General features: G+C 64.8%; 11 protein-coding genes. 2 read left to right on the top strand and 9 right to left on the bottom strand.

Annotation, left to right across the window (positions count from 1 at the left end):
* Positions 1 to 8: 8 nt before the first annotated feature.
* The 9 genes from DMX10_RS17485 to DMX10_RS17445 form a co-directional block, all read right to left on the bottom strand.
* Positions 9 to 1,280 carry a YeaH/YhbH family protein gene (locus tag DMX10_RS17485; protein WP_111262262.1) on the bottom strand — a complete coding sequence of 424 codons (1,272 nt, stop codon included), beginning with the start codon at positions 1,278 to 1,280 and terminating at the stop codon, positions 9 to 11.
* A 112-nt stretch (positions 1,281 to 1,392) separates the two neighbouring features.
* Positions 1,393 to 3,315 (bottom strand): PrkA family serine protein kinase, encoded by a 1,923-nt coding sequence (locus DMX10_RS17480; protein ID WP_111262261.1) that lies wholly within the window; start codon positions 3,313 to 3,315, stop codon positions 1,393 to 1,395.
* A gap of 279 nt (positions 3,316 to 3,594) precedes the next feature.
* Positions 3,595 to 3,924, bottom strand: coding sequence for a thiosulfate sulfurtransferase GlpE (gene glpE / locus DMX10_RS17475; RefSeq protein WP_111262260.1), 330 nt, complete (start codon positions 3,922 to 3,924; stop codon positions 3,595 to 3,597).
* Positions 3,921 to 4,745, bottom strand: a complete 825-nt coding sequence (locus tag DMX10_RS17470; RefSeq protein ID WP_111262259.1) for a symmetrical bis(5'-nucleosyl)-tetraphosphatase — start codon at positions 4,743 to 4,745, stop codon at positions 3,921 to 3,923. Before DMX10_RS17470 ends, glpE begins: the two co-directional genes overlap by 4 nt.
* Before the next feature lie 12 nt (positions 4,746 to 4,757).
* Positions 4,758 to 5,138, bottom strand: a complete 381-nt coding sequence (gene apaG / locus DMX10_RS17465; protein WP_111262258.1) for a Co2+/Mg2+ efflux protein ApaG — start codon at positions 5,136 to 5,138, stop codon at positions 4,758 to 4,760.
* 38 nt (positions 5,139 to 5,176) lie between these two features.
* Positions 5,177 to 5,980, bottom strand: coding sequence for a 16S rRNA (adenine(1518)-N(6)/adenine(1519)-N(6))-dimethyltransferase RsmA (gene rsmA / locus DMX10_RS17460; protein WP_111262257.1), 804 nt, complete (start codon positions 5,978 to 5,980; stop codon positions 5,177 to 5,179).
* Between the two features lie 118 nt (positions 5,981 to 6,098).
* Complete coding sequence (gene pdxA / locus DMX10_RS17455; RefSeq protein ID WP_111262256.1) at positions 6,099 to 7,088, bottom strand: 4-hydroxythreonine-4-phosphate dehydrogenase PdxA; 990 nt, start codon at positions 7,086 to 7,088, stop codon at positions 6,099 to 6,101.
* Between the two features lie 78 nt (positions 7,089 to 7,166).
* Positions 7,167 to 8,459, bottom strand: coding sequence for a peptidylprolyl isomerase (locus tag DMX10_RS17450; RefSeq protein WP_173179798.1), 1,293 nt, complete (start codon positions 8,457 to 8,459; stop codon positions 7,167 to 7,169).
* The gene (locus DMX10_RS17445) at positions 8,440 to 11,217 is read right to left on the bottom strand and encodes an LPS-assembly protein LptD (RefSeq protein WP_111262254.1); all 2,778 of its coding nucleotides are present in this window, start codon (positions 11,215 to 11,217) and stop codon (positions 8,440 to 8,442) included. Before DMX10_RS17445 ends, DMX10_RS17450 begins: the two co-directional genes overlap by 20 nt.
* A gap of 127 nt (positions 11,218 to 11,344) precedes the next feature.
* Here DMX10_RS17445 and DMX10_RS17440 point away from each other — a divergent pair, with 127 nt between their 5' ends.
* Complete coding sequence (locus DMX10_RS17440) at positions 11,345 to 12,370, top strand: aminoglycoside phosphotransferase family protein (RefSeq protein WP_111262253.1); 1,026 nt, start codon at positions 11,345 to 11,347, stop codon at positions 12,368 to 12,370.
* On the top strand, positions 12,367 to 13,041 hold the full coding sequence (gene murU / locus DMX10_RS17435; RefSeq protein WP_111262252.1) for an N-acetylmuramate alpha-1-phosphate uridylyltransferase MurU: 675 nt from the start codon (positions 12,367 to 12,369) through the stop codon (positions 13,039 to 13,041). Before DMX10_RS17440 ends, murU begins: the two co-directional genes overlap by 4 nt.

Raw genomic sequence — 13,041 nt, 5'->3', positions numbered from 1 at the left:
CACGGCCCTCAGTTAACCAGTCGGCGCTGGAACAGTTCGCGGAACACCGGGTAGATGTCGCCAGCGGTGACGATCTGCTGCTGGGCGAAGGTGTCGGCGAAGGTGTCGCAGACCTGCTCGTACTCGAACCAGAGCGCCTGGTGCTCGCGCGGGGTGATCTCTACGTAGGTGTAGTACTGCACGAAGGGCATGATCTGCTTGATCAGGATGTCCCGGCAGATCGGCGAGTCGTCGTTCCAGTTGTCGCCGTCCGAAGCCTGGGCTGCGTAGATGTTCCATTCGTTGACGGGGTAGCGCTCGGCCATGATCTCCTGCATCAGCTTGAGGGCGCTGGAGACGATGGTGCCGCCGGTCTCGCGGGAGTAGAAGAACTCTTCCTCGTCGACCTCGCGGGCGCTGGTGTGGTGACGAATGAACACGACTTCGATCTTGTCGTAGTTCCGCTTGAGGAACAGGTACAGGAGGATGAAGAAGCGCTTGGCGATGTCCTTGGTCGCCTGGGTCATGGAGCCCGAGACGTCCATCAGGCAGAACATCACGGCCTTGGAACTGGGGTTGGGCTGCTTGACCAGCAGGTTGTACTTGAGGTCGAAGGTGTCGAGGAACGGCACCCGCTCGATGCGTGCGCGCAGCTTGAGGATCTCGGCTTCCAGTTCCTGGATGTCGCCGAAGTTGTCCGGCTCCTCCCGCTTGAGACGTGCGAGTTCTTCGCGGGCGATGCGCAGCTTGGCGCGGCTGGAGCCGGAAAGCGCGATACGCCTGGCGTGGGCCGAGCGCAGGGTGCGGATGATGTTGATGCGCGAGGGGTTGCCCTCGTTGCTGATGCCGGCGCGTACTGTCTTGAAGGTGTCGCTGCCGGTGAGGTGGCGTTTCACCAGGTTGGGCAGCTCCAGGTCCTCGAACATGAAGTCGAGGAACTCCTCCTGGGTGATCTGGAAGACGAACTCGTCCATGCCTTCGCCGGAGTTGCTCGCCTTGCCGCTGCCACGCCCCGCGCCGCCGCCCTGGGGACGAGGAATGCGTTCGCCGGTGGTGAATTCCTTGTTGCCGGGATGGACGATGGTCTGGCGCCCGCCACGGCCATGGTGCAGCACGGGCTCGTCGATATCCCGACCGGGGATGCTGATCTGCTCGCCATGCTCCATGTCGGTGATGGAGCGGCGGCTGACCGCTTCCTCCACCGCTTTCTTGATGTGGTCGCGGTACCGCCTGAGGAAGCGCTGGCGGTTAACCGTGCTCTTGTTCTTGCCATTCAGGCGTCGGTCGATCACGTAGCTCATGGATGCCCCTCCGGGGCAGCTTCAAGCCGCACGCTGCAAGCTGCAGGTAGAAGCGCAGAGCATTGGCTCTTGCCTCTTCCTGCCGCTTGAAGCTTGTAGCTTGTGGCTGCAGTTACTGCGACTTGCGTACCCGCAGGTACCACTCGGACAGCAGGCGAACCTGTTTCTCGGTGTAGCCGCGCTCGACCATGCGTTTGACGAAATCGTTGTGCTTCTGCTGTTCGTCCTTGCTGCCCTTGGCGTTGAAGCTGATGACCGGCAGCAGGTCCTCGGTGTTGGAGAACATTTTCTTCTCGATCACCACCCGCAGCTTCTCGTAGCTGAGCCAGGTGGGGTTCTTGCCGTTGTTGTTGGCCCGGGCGCGCAGCACGAAGTTGACGATCTCGTTGCGGAAGTCCTTCGGGTTGCTGATTCCGGCCGGTTTCTCGATCTTCTCCAGTTCCTCGTTGAGGGCGACGCGGTTGAGGATTTCACCGGTCTCCGGATCGCGGTATTCCTGGTCCTGGATCCAGAAGTCGGCGTAGAGCACATAGCGGTCGAAGATGTTCTGGCCGTACTCGCTGTACGACTCGAGGTAGGCGGTCTGGATTTCCTTGCCGATGAACTCGATGTAGCGCGGGGCCAGGTATTCCTTGATGTAGCGCAGGTAGCGCTCGCGCACTTCGGCGGGGAACTGTTCCTGCTCGATCTGCTGCTCGAGTACGTAGAGCAGGTGCACCGGGTTGGCGGCGACCTCATGCGGGTCGAAGTTGAACACCTTGGAAAGGATCTTGAAGGCGAAGCGGGTCGACAGGCCGTTCATGCCTTCGTCGACGCCGGCGGCGTCGCGGTATTCCTGGATCGACTTGGCCTTGGGGTCGGTGTCCTTGAGGTTCTCGCCGTCGTAGACGCGCATCTTCGAGTAGATGTTGGAGTTCTCGGGCTCCTTCAGGCGCGACAGGGCGGAGAACTGGGCGAGCATCTTCAGGGTGTCGGGCGCGCAATGGGCGTGGGCCAGCGAGCTGTTGGCCAGCAGCTTGTCGTAGATCTTGATCTCGTCGGTGACGCGCAGGCAGTAGGGCACCTTGACGATGTAGATACGGTCGATGAACGCCTCGTTGTTCTTGTTGTTGCGGAAGCTGTGCCATTCCGACTCGTTGGAGTGGGCCAGCAGGATGCCCTGGAAGGGTATGGCACCCAGCCCCTCGGTGCTGTTGTAGTTGCCTTCCTGGGTGGCGGTCAGCAACGGGTGCAGCACCTTGATCGGTGCCTTGAACATCTCGACGAATTCCATCAGGCCCTGGTTGGCCCGGCACAGTGCGCCCGAATAGCTGTAGGCGTCGGCATCGTTCTGCGGGAATTCCTCCAGCTTGCGGATATCCACCTTGCCCACCAGGGCGGAGATGTCCTGGTTGTTCTCGTCACCAGGCTCGGTCTTGGCCACGGCGATCTGGTTGAGGATCGACGGATAGAGCTTGACCACGCGGAACTGGCTGATGTCGCCGCCGAACTCGGCGAGGCGCTTGGTGGCCCAGGGCGACATGATGGTGGAGAGGTAGCGGCGGGGGATGCCGTAGTCCTCTTCGAGGATGGCGCCGTCCTCGGTGGCGTTGAACAGCCCGAGTGGCGATTCGAACACCGGAGAGCCCTTGATGGCGTAGAAGGGCACTTTTTCGATCAGCTGCTTGAGCTTCTCGGCCAGGGACGACTTGCCGCCGCCGACCGGGCCCAGGAGGTAGAGGATCTGTTTCTTCTCTTCCAGTCCCTGCGCCGCATGGCGGAAGAACGCGACGATCTGGTCGATGCAGTCTTCCATGCCGTGGAAGTCGGCGAAGGCCGGGTAACGGCGTATCACCTTGTTGGAGAAGATCCGCGAAAGCCGCGAGTCGGCGGAGGTATCCAGCAGCTCCGGTTCACCGATGGCCATGAGCATGCGCTCGGCTGCGGTGGCATAGGCGCTGCGGTCCTGCTTGCACAGGTCGAGATATTCCTGAAGGGAATATTCCTCCTGGCGGGTCGCCTCGAAGCGTTGTTGGAAGTGGCTGAAAATGCTCATTGCGTCACCTCGCTGGATACTGGGAGCCGGCGGGGTCGGTCACACGGGTGCGGGCAGTCAGCCGACGAGTCGGCCGATGAGAATCCCCCAGAACACCTAAATGGTCGCCGCCGATGGCCCGGAACCGGTGTGCCGGCTCTCCCCTGTTGGATGGCCTGACCTAAGAGTAGTTCGGAATCCGGCAGGTCAAGGATGACGGAAGGATAACAAGAGATTGCCGTTCGTCAGGTCGCGGCGCGAGACCAGTGATGGCGCGGGGTTGCGCCATCGAGAATTTTTTTACTCGGCGCTGCCCTGGGCGACTTGATCGGGGTAGGTGGCGCGCCAGAGTTCGAAGCCGCCGTCCAGGCTGTAGACGTCGGAGAAGCCCTGGCCCACGAGGTAGGCCGCAGCGCCCTGGCTGGAGTTGCCGTGGTAGCAGGTGACGATCAATGGCTTGTCGAGGTCGGCCTTGGCGATGAAGTCGGCCAGGGAGTAGTTGTCCAGGTGCTGCGACCCGGCGATGTGGCCGTTGGCGTAGCTCTGCGGGTCACGGATGTCGACCACCTGGGCGCCCTGTTCACGCAGTGCCTGGGCGCGCTCCGGGGGGATACGCTGGAATTCGCTCATGCTTTGTTCTCCTCGCAACTGCAGCTGATGCGTTCGCCGCTGTCGACGTTCAGCAGGGTCATGGCCCCGCCCCAGACACAGCCGGTGTCGAGGGCGAAGAGGCCGGGTTCGTCACACTTGCCTTCCAGTGCCGCCCAGTGGCCGAAGATGATCTTCTGGCCGCGGGTCTTTCGCCCCGGGTGGCTGAACCAGGGGGCGTAGCCGGGCGGGGCGGTGTCGACGCCTTCCTTGCTCTTGAGGTCCAGGGTGCCATCGGCCGTGCAGAAGCGCATGCGGGTGAAATAGTTGGTGATGACCCGCAGGCGGGCGATGCCTTGCAGGTCACTGTCCCATTTCGCCGGCTCGTTGCCGTACATCCCGTCAAGGAAGAGCGGCAGGCGCGCATCGTCCAGCAGGACTTCCTCCACCTCGGCGGCGCGTTTCAATGCCTTGGCCAGGGTCCAGTTGGGCGGGATCCCGGCGTGCACCATGGCGATGTCGCGCTGTTCGTCGTAGTGCACCAGCTTCTGCCGACGCAGCCAGTCGAGCAGGTCCGCCGCATCGGAGGCGTCGACGATCTCGCGCAGGGTGTCGGACTTCTTCAGGCGTTCGGTGTTGTGTGCCACTGCCAGCAGGTGCAGGTCGTGGTTGCCGAGCACGCAGGTCAGGCTGTCGCGAATGGCGTACAGGAAACGCAAGGTCTCCAGGGACTGCGGGCCGCGATTGACCAGGTCGCCGACCAGCCACAGGCGGTCGCGGGCGGGGTCGAAGGCGACGCGTTCGAGCAGGCACTCGAGCGGGGTGAGGCAGCCCTGGAGGTCGCCGACTGCGTAAACCGTCATCGAGCTCTCCTGTCAGTGCAGCGCGCCGGGTACGGCCAGGCGGAAGGGAGCGATCTCGGCATCGAAGCGCTTGCCGTCCTCGGCGACCATCTGGTAGCTGCCCTGCATGGTGCCGACGCGGGTCGCCATCACGGTGCCGCTGCTGTAGACGTGGCTCGCGCCCGGCTCGATCAGCGGCTGCTGGCCGACCACGCCGGCACCGCGCACTTCCTGCACATGGCCGTCACCATCGGTGATCACCCAGTGGCGCGATACCAGCTTGGCCGGCAATTCGCCTTCATTGCGAATGGTCACGGTGTAGGAGAAGGCGAAGCGGCTCTGTTCGGGCTGCGACTGCTCCGGGAGGAAGCGGGTGGTGACGCTGACGGCGACCAGGTAGCGGGAATCGGGCACGGGTCTGTTCTCTGGAACCGGAATGGAAGTCTAGGGCGTCATGCGCCCGTTGTCTGTTCGGCAAGCTTGTCGGCCAGGCGCACGAAGGCCGCCAGGTCCAGCTGTTCGGGGCGCAGGCCGCCCTCTACGCCGGCCGCCTCGATGGCGTTGCTGTCGAGCAGGCCCTTGAGGGTGTTGCGCAGGGTCTTGCGGCGCTGGTTGAAGGCTTCGCGCACCACGCGCTCCAGCAGGCGGTGGTCCTTGGCCGGATGCGGCAGCACTTCGTGGGGCACCAGGCGGACGATGGCCGAGTCCACCTTGGGCGGTGGATTGAAGGCGCCGGGGCCGACATTGAACAGGTGCTCCACGCGGCAGTGGTACTGGACCATGATCGACAGGCGACCCCAGTCGCCACCGCCGGGCTCGGCGGCCAGGCGCTCGACCACCTCCTTCTGCAACATGAAATGCATGTCGCGTATGAGGTGGGCGTTATCCAGCAAGTGGAAGATCAGCGGGGTGGAGATGTTGTAGGGCAGGTTGCCCACCACGCGCAGGTTGTTGGGCGTGGTGTCGAGCTGGGCGAAGTCGAACTTGAGGGCGTCGCCCTGGTTCAGGCGGAAGCGCGGCTCGGTACCGAACTTGCCTTGCAGGATGGGGATCAGGTCGAGGTCCAGCTCGATGACGTCGAGCTGCGCGCCGCTGCCGAGCAGGCCCTCGGTCAGTGCGCCCTGGCCCGGGCCGATCTCCACCAAGTGTTCGCCTTCCTTCGCGTGGATGGCGCGCAGGATGCGGTGGATGACGCCGGCGTCATGCAGGAAGTTCTGGCCGAAGCGCTTGCGTGCGCGGTGTTGGTATTCGGACATTGCGGGCTCCAGGTGGAGCAGCTTGAAGCCGGTAGCTTGAAGCTGGAAGCGGGGAAAGGCGCGCAGTCTACAGCATTGCGCCGACCAGGCCGAAATGTGCTGATCGGCGCCTGCGGGCTCAGCTACGGCTGGCTGCCATCTCGTAGGCCGTCTCCAGTGCCACCTGCAGGCTGCCGCCGTCGATGCGCCCCGTTCCGGCCAGGTCGAGGGCGGTGCCGTGGTCGACCGAGGTGCGGACGATCGGCAGGCCGAGGGTGACGTTCACCGCCGCGCCGAAGCCCTTGTACTTCAGCACCGGCAGGCCCTGGTCGTGATACATGGCCAGCACCGCATCGCAGTGCTCCAGGTGCTTGGGCGTGAACAGGGTATCGGCGGGGAGCGGGCCGATCAGGTCCAGGCCCTCCTGGCGCAGGCGCTGCAGGCAGGGCTCGATGACTTCGATCTCCTCGCGCCCCAGGTGGCCGCCCTCTCCCGCATGGGGATTGAGGCCGCAGACCAGGATGCGTGGCGTGGGCAGGCCGAACTTCTCCACCAGGTCGGCGTGCAGGATGCGAGCGACCCGTTCCAGGCGCTCGGTCGTGATCGCGCTGGCAACGTCCTTGAGCGGCAGGTGGGTGGTCACCAGGGCGACGCGCAGGCCACGAGTGGCGAGCATCATCACCACCTGCTCGGTGTGGGTCAGTTCGGCGAGGAACTCCGTGTGGCCGGAGAAGGCGATTCCGGCCTCGTTGATCACGCCCTTGTGCACGGGCGCCGTGATCATGCCGGCGAAGTGGCCGTCCATGCAGCCCTTGCCTGCACGGGTCAGGGTGTCGAGCACGTAGCCGGCATTGGCGCGATCGAGCACGCCGGGCTGGACGGGGGCTTGCAACGGAGTGTCCCAGACATAGAGCGAACCCGCTTCTGCGGGGCTGTCGGGCCAGGCGTCGGGTGATACGGGGATGACGCCAATGTCGAGGGCGAGCTGGCTGGCGCGCTCTTCCAGCAGGGCCTGGCTGGCGATGGCGATCAGTGGGTAAGGCTGGCGTTCGCGGGACAGGAGCAGGCAGAGGTCCGGGCCGATGCCGGCGGGTTCACCAGGGGTGAGGGCGAAGCGGGGAAGGGGCATTGCGGGGCTCTCCGGCTGTGGCGCGTGGCGGCGATTGTACCGCCAGCGCGCCACCCTGCGTGGCAGGGTGCCGAAGAATCAGAGCTTGGTTTCGACGTACGCCTCGTCGCGGATCTGGCGCAGCCAGGCCTGCAGCTCTTCGTCGTACTTGCGGTTGCGCAGGACGTTTATCGCCTGCTGCTCGCGCATCTGGTCGGCGCTGTCGGTGGCGCGGCGACCGAGGACTTCCAGAACGTGCCAGCCGTAGGGGCTCTTGAACGGGCGGGACAGCTGGCCGGCCGGGGTCTTGGCCATGACTTCGCGGAACTCGGGCACCAGGGCATTGGGGTCGATCCAGTTCAGGTCGCCCCCGTTGAGCGCCGAACCCGGGTCCTCGGAGAAGTTCTTCGCCAGCTCGGCGAAGTCCTCGCCGGACTGGATGCGCTGGTAGAGGCGCTCGGCCAGGCGTTCGGTGTCGGCTTCGCTGCGGATCTCGCTAGGCTTGAGCAGGATGTGGCGCACATGTACCTCGTCACGCACCTGGGTGCTGCCACCGCGCTTTTCCAGGAGCTTGAGGATGATGAAGCCGCCCGGCGTGCGCACCGGCTCGGTCACTTCACCCGGAGAGAGAGCGCTGACCATGCCGTCGAAGGGGGGCGGCAGCTGGGCGGCCTTGCGCCAGCCGATCTCGCCGCCTTCCAGGGCGGTTTCGCCGGCGGAGCGGGAGATCGCCAGCTGGGCGAAGTCGGCGCCCTGTTGCAGTTGCTGGTAAAGATCCTTGGCCTGGCGGTCGGCGGCCTGGATGGTCTCGGGCGAGGAGCCGTCCGCGACCGGGATCAGGATGTTGGCCAGGTGGAATTCCTCGGAGAGCTGCATCTTGCCCAGGTCGGAGGCCAGGAAGTTCTGCACTTCCTGGTCGGTGACCTGGATGCGCTCGGCGACGCGGCGCTGGCGCACGCGGCTGATGACCATCTCGCGGCGGACCTGGTCGCGGGCGTCCTCATAGGAGAGACCGTCCTGTGCCAGGGCACCGCGGAACTGATCGACGCTCATGCCGTTGCGCTGGGCGATGGCCTCGATGGCCTGGTTAAGCTCCTCATCGGTGATGCGGATGCCGGAGCGGTCGCCGATCTGCAGTTGGATGTTCTCGATGATCAGACGTTCCAGCACCTGCTGGCCCAGCACGTGCTCGGGGGGCAAGGCAGACCCGCGCTTGGCGATGGTCTGCTGCACCTCGTGGATGCGCTGGTCGAGCTGGCTCTGCATGATCACGTCGTTGTCGACGATGGCCACGACGCGGTCGATCGACTGGACCTCGGCATGCACGGCACTACCCAGGAACAGGGCGCCCAACAGCAGCGGGCGGAGACAATCAGAAAGCTTGGTCTTCACGTTCACGGTAACCTTGGATGCCATTGTCGAGGAAACTTTCAACCTTGTTGCCGATCACGCCGCCGAGGCCCTTGAACACGATCTGCAGGAAGACGCCGCGGTCGGCCTTCTCGTTGAGTTCGGGCGAAAGGGTGCTCTCGTCGTAGTCGACCCAGTAGCGGTTGATCAGGCGCAGTTTCCAGCAGCAGCTGTCGTACTCGAAGCCACCGAAGGCTTCCAGGGTGCGGCTGCGGTTGTAGTCGTACTGCCAGCGGGCGATGGCGTTCCACTGCGGGACGATCGGCCAGATGACGGACGCATCATGCTGCTCGATCTTGTAGTAGTCCTTGATCACGCGGCCGGTCACGTTGTCGATGTAGTCACCGCCTTCCTGCCATTGGCCGGTGGTCTGGTTGTAGACCACGGCGTCGTTGCGGTAGCGGTAGCCGAAGTTGACCACCTTGTTGACGTCGTCTTCCGGCTGGTAGTGGAACATCATGCTGCCGGAGCGGGTGCGACCGGCATCCGGGTCCCAGTTGAAGTCGGAGGACAGGCGCCAGTCGCGGTTGAAGCGATACAGGTACTGCAAGGCGTACGGAGAGACGCTGGCCTGGGCCGACTTGCGATCGCGGTAGTCGATGCCGGGCAGCTGCACCTTGCGGTCTTCGAAGTAGAAGGCCTGGCCGATGCTGAAGCGCTGGCGCTCGAAGCCGTTGGGCTGGATCCAGCGGTTGGTCAGGCCCAGGGACACCTGATTGGCATCGCCCACGCGGTCGCGACCGGAGAAGCGGTTCTCGCGGAACAGCGAGGAATAACTGAAGGCACTCTCGCTGCTGTCGAAGACCGGGATGTTGTCCTGCTTCTCCTCGGGTACATAGAGATAGAACAGGCGCGGTTCGAGGGTCTGCTTGTACTGATTGCCGAACAGCTCGGTGTTGCGGTCGAAGTACAGGCCGCTGTCGAGGCTGAAGATCGGCACGCTGCGGTCTTCGCTGCTGTTGAACTCCTGGCCGGCGAGCAGGCTGTTCTTGCCCTGCTGGTCCAGGTCCAGGTCGTATTGGGTATAGAGGTACTTGACCGACGGCTTGATGAAGCCGTAGCTCCAGTCCAGGGGCAGGCTGACGCCCGGCTCCACATGGATGCGGTTGCCGTTGGCACGGGCCAGGCCCGGGATGCGGGTGTCGTACCAGGGGCTGGTCGCGCCATCCTCGTCGGTGAACAGGCCCTTGCGCAGGTCACGCTCGAAGCGCACGAACTCGGTGGAGTAGGAGAACTTCAGGCCGCCGGCGTCGACCGGCAGCACGCCGTCCAGGGTGATCTGGGGCAGGCGGTCGTACGGGGTGATCTCGGTGACCGTGGCCATCTCGTAGGCATGGGCGTTCAGGCGCGCGGTGTAGCTGTCGCCGCGCCAGGTGACGGCGCCCTGCTGGTTGACGTAGGTCGATTGCTCGATGCCCAGTTCGGTCTGCAGGTCCTGGAAGTAGTAGGGGTCGCTGATGTCGGTGTAGTCCACCTCGGTCATCAGGCGCTCGTCCAGGCCACCCTTGTGTTGCCAGTTGTAGAGCCAGCGCTTGTCCTTGTACTCGGACTGCAGCTTGCGCTCGTCTTCCTCGTCGTTCAGGTAGGCGCCGCCGAACTGGCCTTCGCTGCCCTTGGTCAGGTAGCGGAACTCGCCTTCCATCAGCAGGCCGCGCTTGGCCATGTAGCGCGGATAGAGGGTGGCGTCGTAGTTCGGCGCGAGGTTGAAGTAGTAGGGCGTCAGCAGGGAGAAACCGGTGTCGCTGCTGGTGCCGATGCTCGGCGGCAGGAAGCCGGACTGGCGACGGTCATCGATGGGGAAATAGATGTACGGGGTATAGAACACCGGAATGTCCTTGACCCGCAGCGTCACGTTGGTCGCGGTGCCGAAGCCGGTGGCCGGGTTCAGCTTGATGTTGTTGCCCTTCAGGTGCCAGGCGTTGTCGCCCGGTTCGCACCGGGTGTAGGTGCCGTCCTTCAGGCGGATGATCGCGTCTTCCTGGCGCTTGGCGTACAGGGCGCTACCGCGTGTATGGGACTTGTGCAGCACGTATTCGGCGTTGTCGATCTTCGCTTCGCCGTTGTCCAGTTGCAGTTCGGCCTTGTCGCCGACCACCAGGGCACCGTTGTCGCGCAGCTTGACGTTGCCGACCAGCTCGCCACGGTTCTCGGCCTGCAGCAGGTTTGCCTCGTCGGCTTCGACCTGCATGCTGCCCTGGCGCAGGACCACGTCGCCGGCCAGGGTCGCGACCTGCTTTTCCTGCTCATAGCGCGAGGCCTTGGCGGAAACGTAGGTGGGCGAGTCTTCGGGCGGGGTCTTGTCGTTCATGCCCGGTCGGCGCGGCTCGATATAGGCGCCGGCGCAGTACGGACCGGTCTCTGCCAGTTGTGCGGCGGTCAGCTTGTCACGCGGAACCCAGTCCAGATGGCTGAAGTCAGCACTACGGGAAGCGAGTGCCTTGCCGCCTGCCTCGGTGACCAGCGTGGCCTTGGCTTCGGCCGATTCGCCCTGGCCGGAGGCGGCGGTGGTGCCCGCTACGCCGACCCTGGAACTCACCGCGCTATCGCTGTGGACCGGGCGTGGAGGCAGGCTTTCCGCTGTTGCCTTGGGTGCGCAGGCCCAGCCGCCGGAGGCGGACGCCTGGCAGTCGAACTGCTCGGCGGCGACTACGAACTGGGTGGCTACAGGCTGCATTGCCAGCAGGCTGCCGGTCACCAGCAGAGGGAATTTTTTACGAAACGCGGGGGATTTTACTGCCATCTTGTTAGTCCGGGCTTCCTGCGCGCCATCGGCCCGCTGGGGCCGCACGCCTCTCGATGGGCTGAAAAAGATGCTGGATAATAAAGCATGACCCGCGCAACGGCTAGCGCCGTCGGAGACCCTTGTAATGCCCCATGAAGATGTACGCCTTCAACAACTTAGCGCCTGGCTGGACCAGCAACTGCCCCTTCTATTCCACGCCGAAGGCTGGGGGGACGTGCCGCCGGCGGAGCTGCTGCCGGCCAGCAGCGACGCGAGTTTCCGTCGTTACTTCCGCTGGCAGGCAGAGGGCCGCAGCCTGATCCTGATGGACGCCCCGCCGCCCCAGGAAGACTGCCGCCCCTTCGTCAAGGTCGCGGGCATGCTCGCCGAGGCGGGCGTCCATGTGCCGCGGATCCTCGCGGCGGACCTGGAGCAGGGCTTCCTGATGCTCGATGACCTCGGGCGCCAGACCTACCTGGAGGTGATCGACGCGGACAATGCCGACGCGCTGTTCGAGGATGCCTTCCAGGCGCTGCTGGCCCTGCAGCAGCGCAGTCTCGAGGCACCGATGCCCGTCTATGACGACGCGCTGCTACGCCGGGAGTTGCAGCTCTTCCCCGATTGGTACCTCAAGCGTCACCTGGGCATCGAGCTGGCCGGCGAGCAGCTGGCGGCCTGGGAGCGGACCTGCGATCTGCTGGTCGCCAGCGCGCTCGCCCAGCCCCGCGTGCTGGTGCACCGCGACTACATGCCGCGCAACCTGATGCTCAGCACCCCCAATCCCGGGGTACTGGATTTCCAGGATGCGGTCTACGGCCCGGTCACCTACGACGTCATCAGCCTGTTCAAGGACGCCTTCCTCAGCTGGCCCGAGGCGCGCGTGCGCAACTGGCTGGAGCGATACTGGAACCTGGCCCGCGAAGCGGGCATCCCGGTGCAGCCGGAGTTCGAGGACTTCCTCCGTGCCAGCGACCTGATGGGCGTGCAGCGCCACCTCAAGGTCATCGGCATCTTCGCGCGCATCTGCCATCGCGACGGCAAGCCCAAGTACCTGGGCGATGTGCCGCGCTTCTTCTCCTATATAGAGGCGGTGATCGCGCGTCGCCCCGAACTGGCCGACCTCAAGGCGCTGCTCGCCTCCCTGCCACAAGCCGAAACGGTGCACGCATGAGGGCGATGATCCTCGCGGCAGGCAAGGGTGAGCGCATGCGCCCGCTGACGCTGCACACACCCAAACCGCTGGTTCGTGCCGCCGGCACCCCGCTGATCGAGTTCCATATCCGCGCCCTCGTCGCTGCGGGGTTCAGTGAGTTGGTCATTAACCACGCCTGGCTCGGCCAGCAGATCGAGGATCACCTGGGCAGCGGCGAGCGCTTCGGCGTCAGCATCCGCTATTCCCCCGAGGGCGAGCCGCTGGAAACCGGCGGGGGCATCCACCGCGCGTTGCCGCTGCTGGGCGACGAGCCCTTCCTGGTGGTCAACGGCGACATCTGGACCGACTACGATTTCGGCGCCCTGCGCGATCATCCGTTGCAGGGCCTCGCCCACCTGGTGCTGGTGGATAACCCCAGCCATCATCCGGGCGGTGATTTCCGGCTGGCCGGGGGCAGGGTCAGCGATGGCTTGCCTGGCGAGCCCGGGTTCACCTACAGCGGCATCGCGGTGCTCCACCCCGCGCTTTTCGACGGTTGCAGCGCCGGCGCCTTCAAGCTGGCGCCGTTGCTGCGCCGTGCGATGGGTGAGGGGCGTGTCAGCGGCGAACATTTCGCCGGACGCTGGGTGGATGTCGGCACCCACGAGCGCCTGGCGGAAGTCGAGCGCCTGATCGAGGCGGGGCGCTGA

This window comes from Pseudomonas sp. 57B-090624 (genome assembly GCF_003234055.1).
GTDB lineage: Bacteria > Pseudomonadota > Gammaproteobacteria > Pseudomonadales > Pseudomonadaceae > Metapseudomonas > Metapseudomonas tohonis.
This window is presented reverse-complemented; position numbering and strand designations above follow the sequence as displayed.

Coding starts and splice junctions, on each gene's coding strand:
- DMX10_RS17485 (WP_111262262.1), bottom strand. CDS start 1,280: ATGAGCTACGTGATCGACCGACGCCTGAATGGCAAGAACAAGAGCACG.
- DMX10_RS17480 (WP_111262261.1), bottom strand. CDS start 3,315: ATGAGCATTTTCAGCCACTTCCAACAACGCTTCGAGGCGACCCGCCAG.
- glpE (WP_111262260.1), bottom strand. CDS start 3,924: ATGAGCGAATTCCAGCGTATCCCCCCGGAGCGCGCCCAGGCACTGCGT.
- DMX10_RS17470 (WP_111262259.1), bottom strand. CDS start 4,745: ATGACGGTTTACGCAGTCGGCGACCTCCAGGGCTGCCTCACCCCGCTC.
- rsmA (WP_111262257.1), bottom strand. CDS start 5,980: ATGTCCGAATACCAACACCGCGCACGCAAGCGCTTCGGCCAGAACTTC.
- pdxA (WP_111262256.1), bottom strand. CDS start 7,088: ATGCCCCTTCCCCGCTTCGCCCTCACCCCTGGTGAACCCGCCGGCATC.
- DMX10_RS17445 (WP_111262254.1), bottom strand. CDS start 11,217: ATGGCAGTAAAATCCCCCGCGTTTCGTAAAAAATTCCCTCTGCTGGTG.
- DMX10_RS17440 (WP_111262253.1), top strand. CDS start 11,345: ATGCCCCATGAAGATGTACGCCTTCAACAACTTAGCGCCTGGCTGGAC.
- murU (WP_111262252.1), top strand. CDS start 12,367: ATGAGGGCGATGATCCTCGCGGCAGGCAAGGGTGAGCGCATGCGCCCG.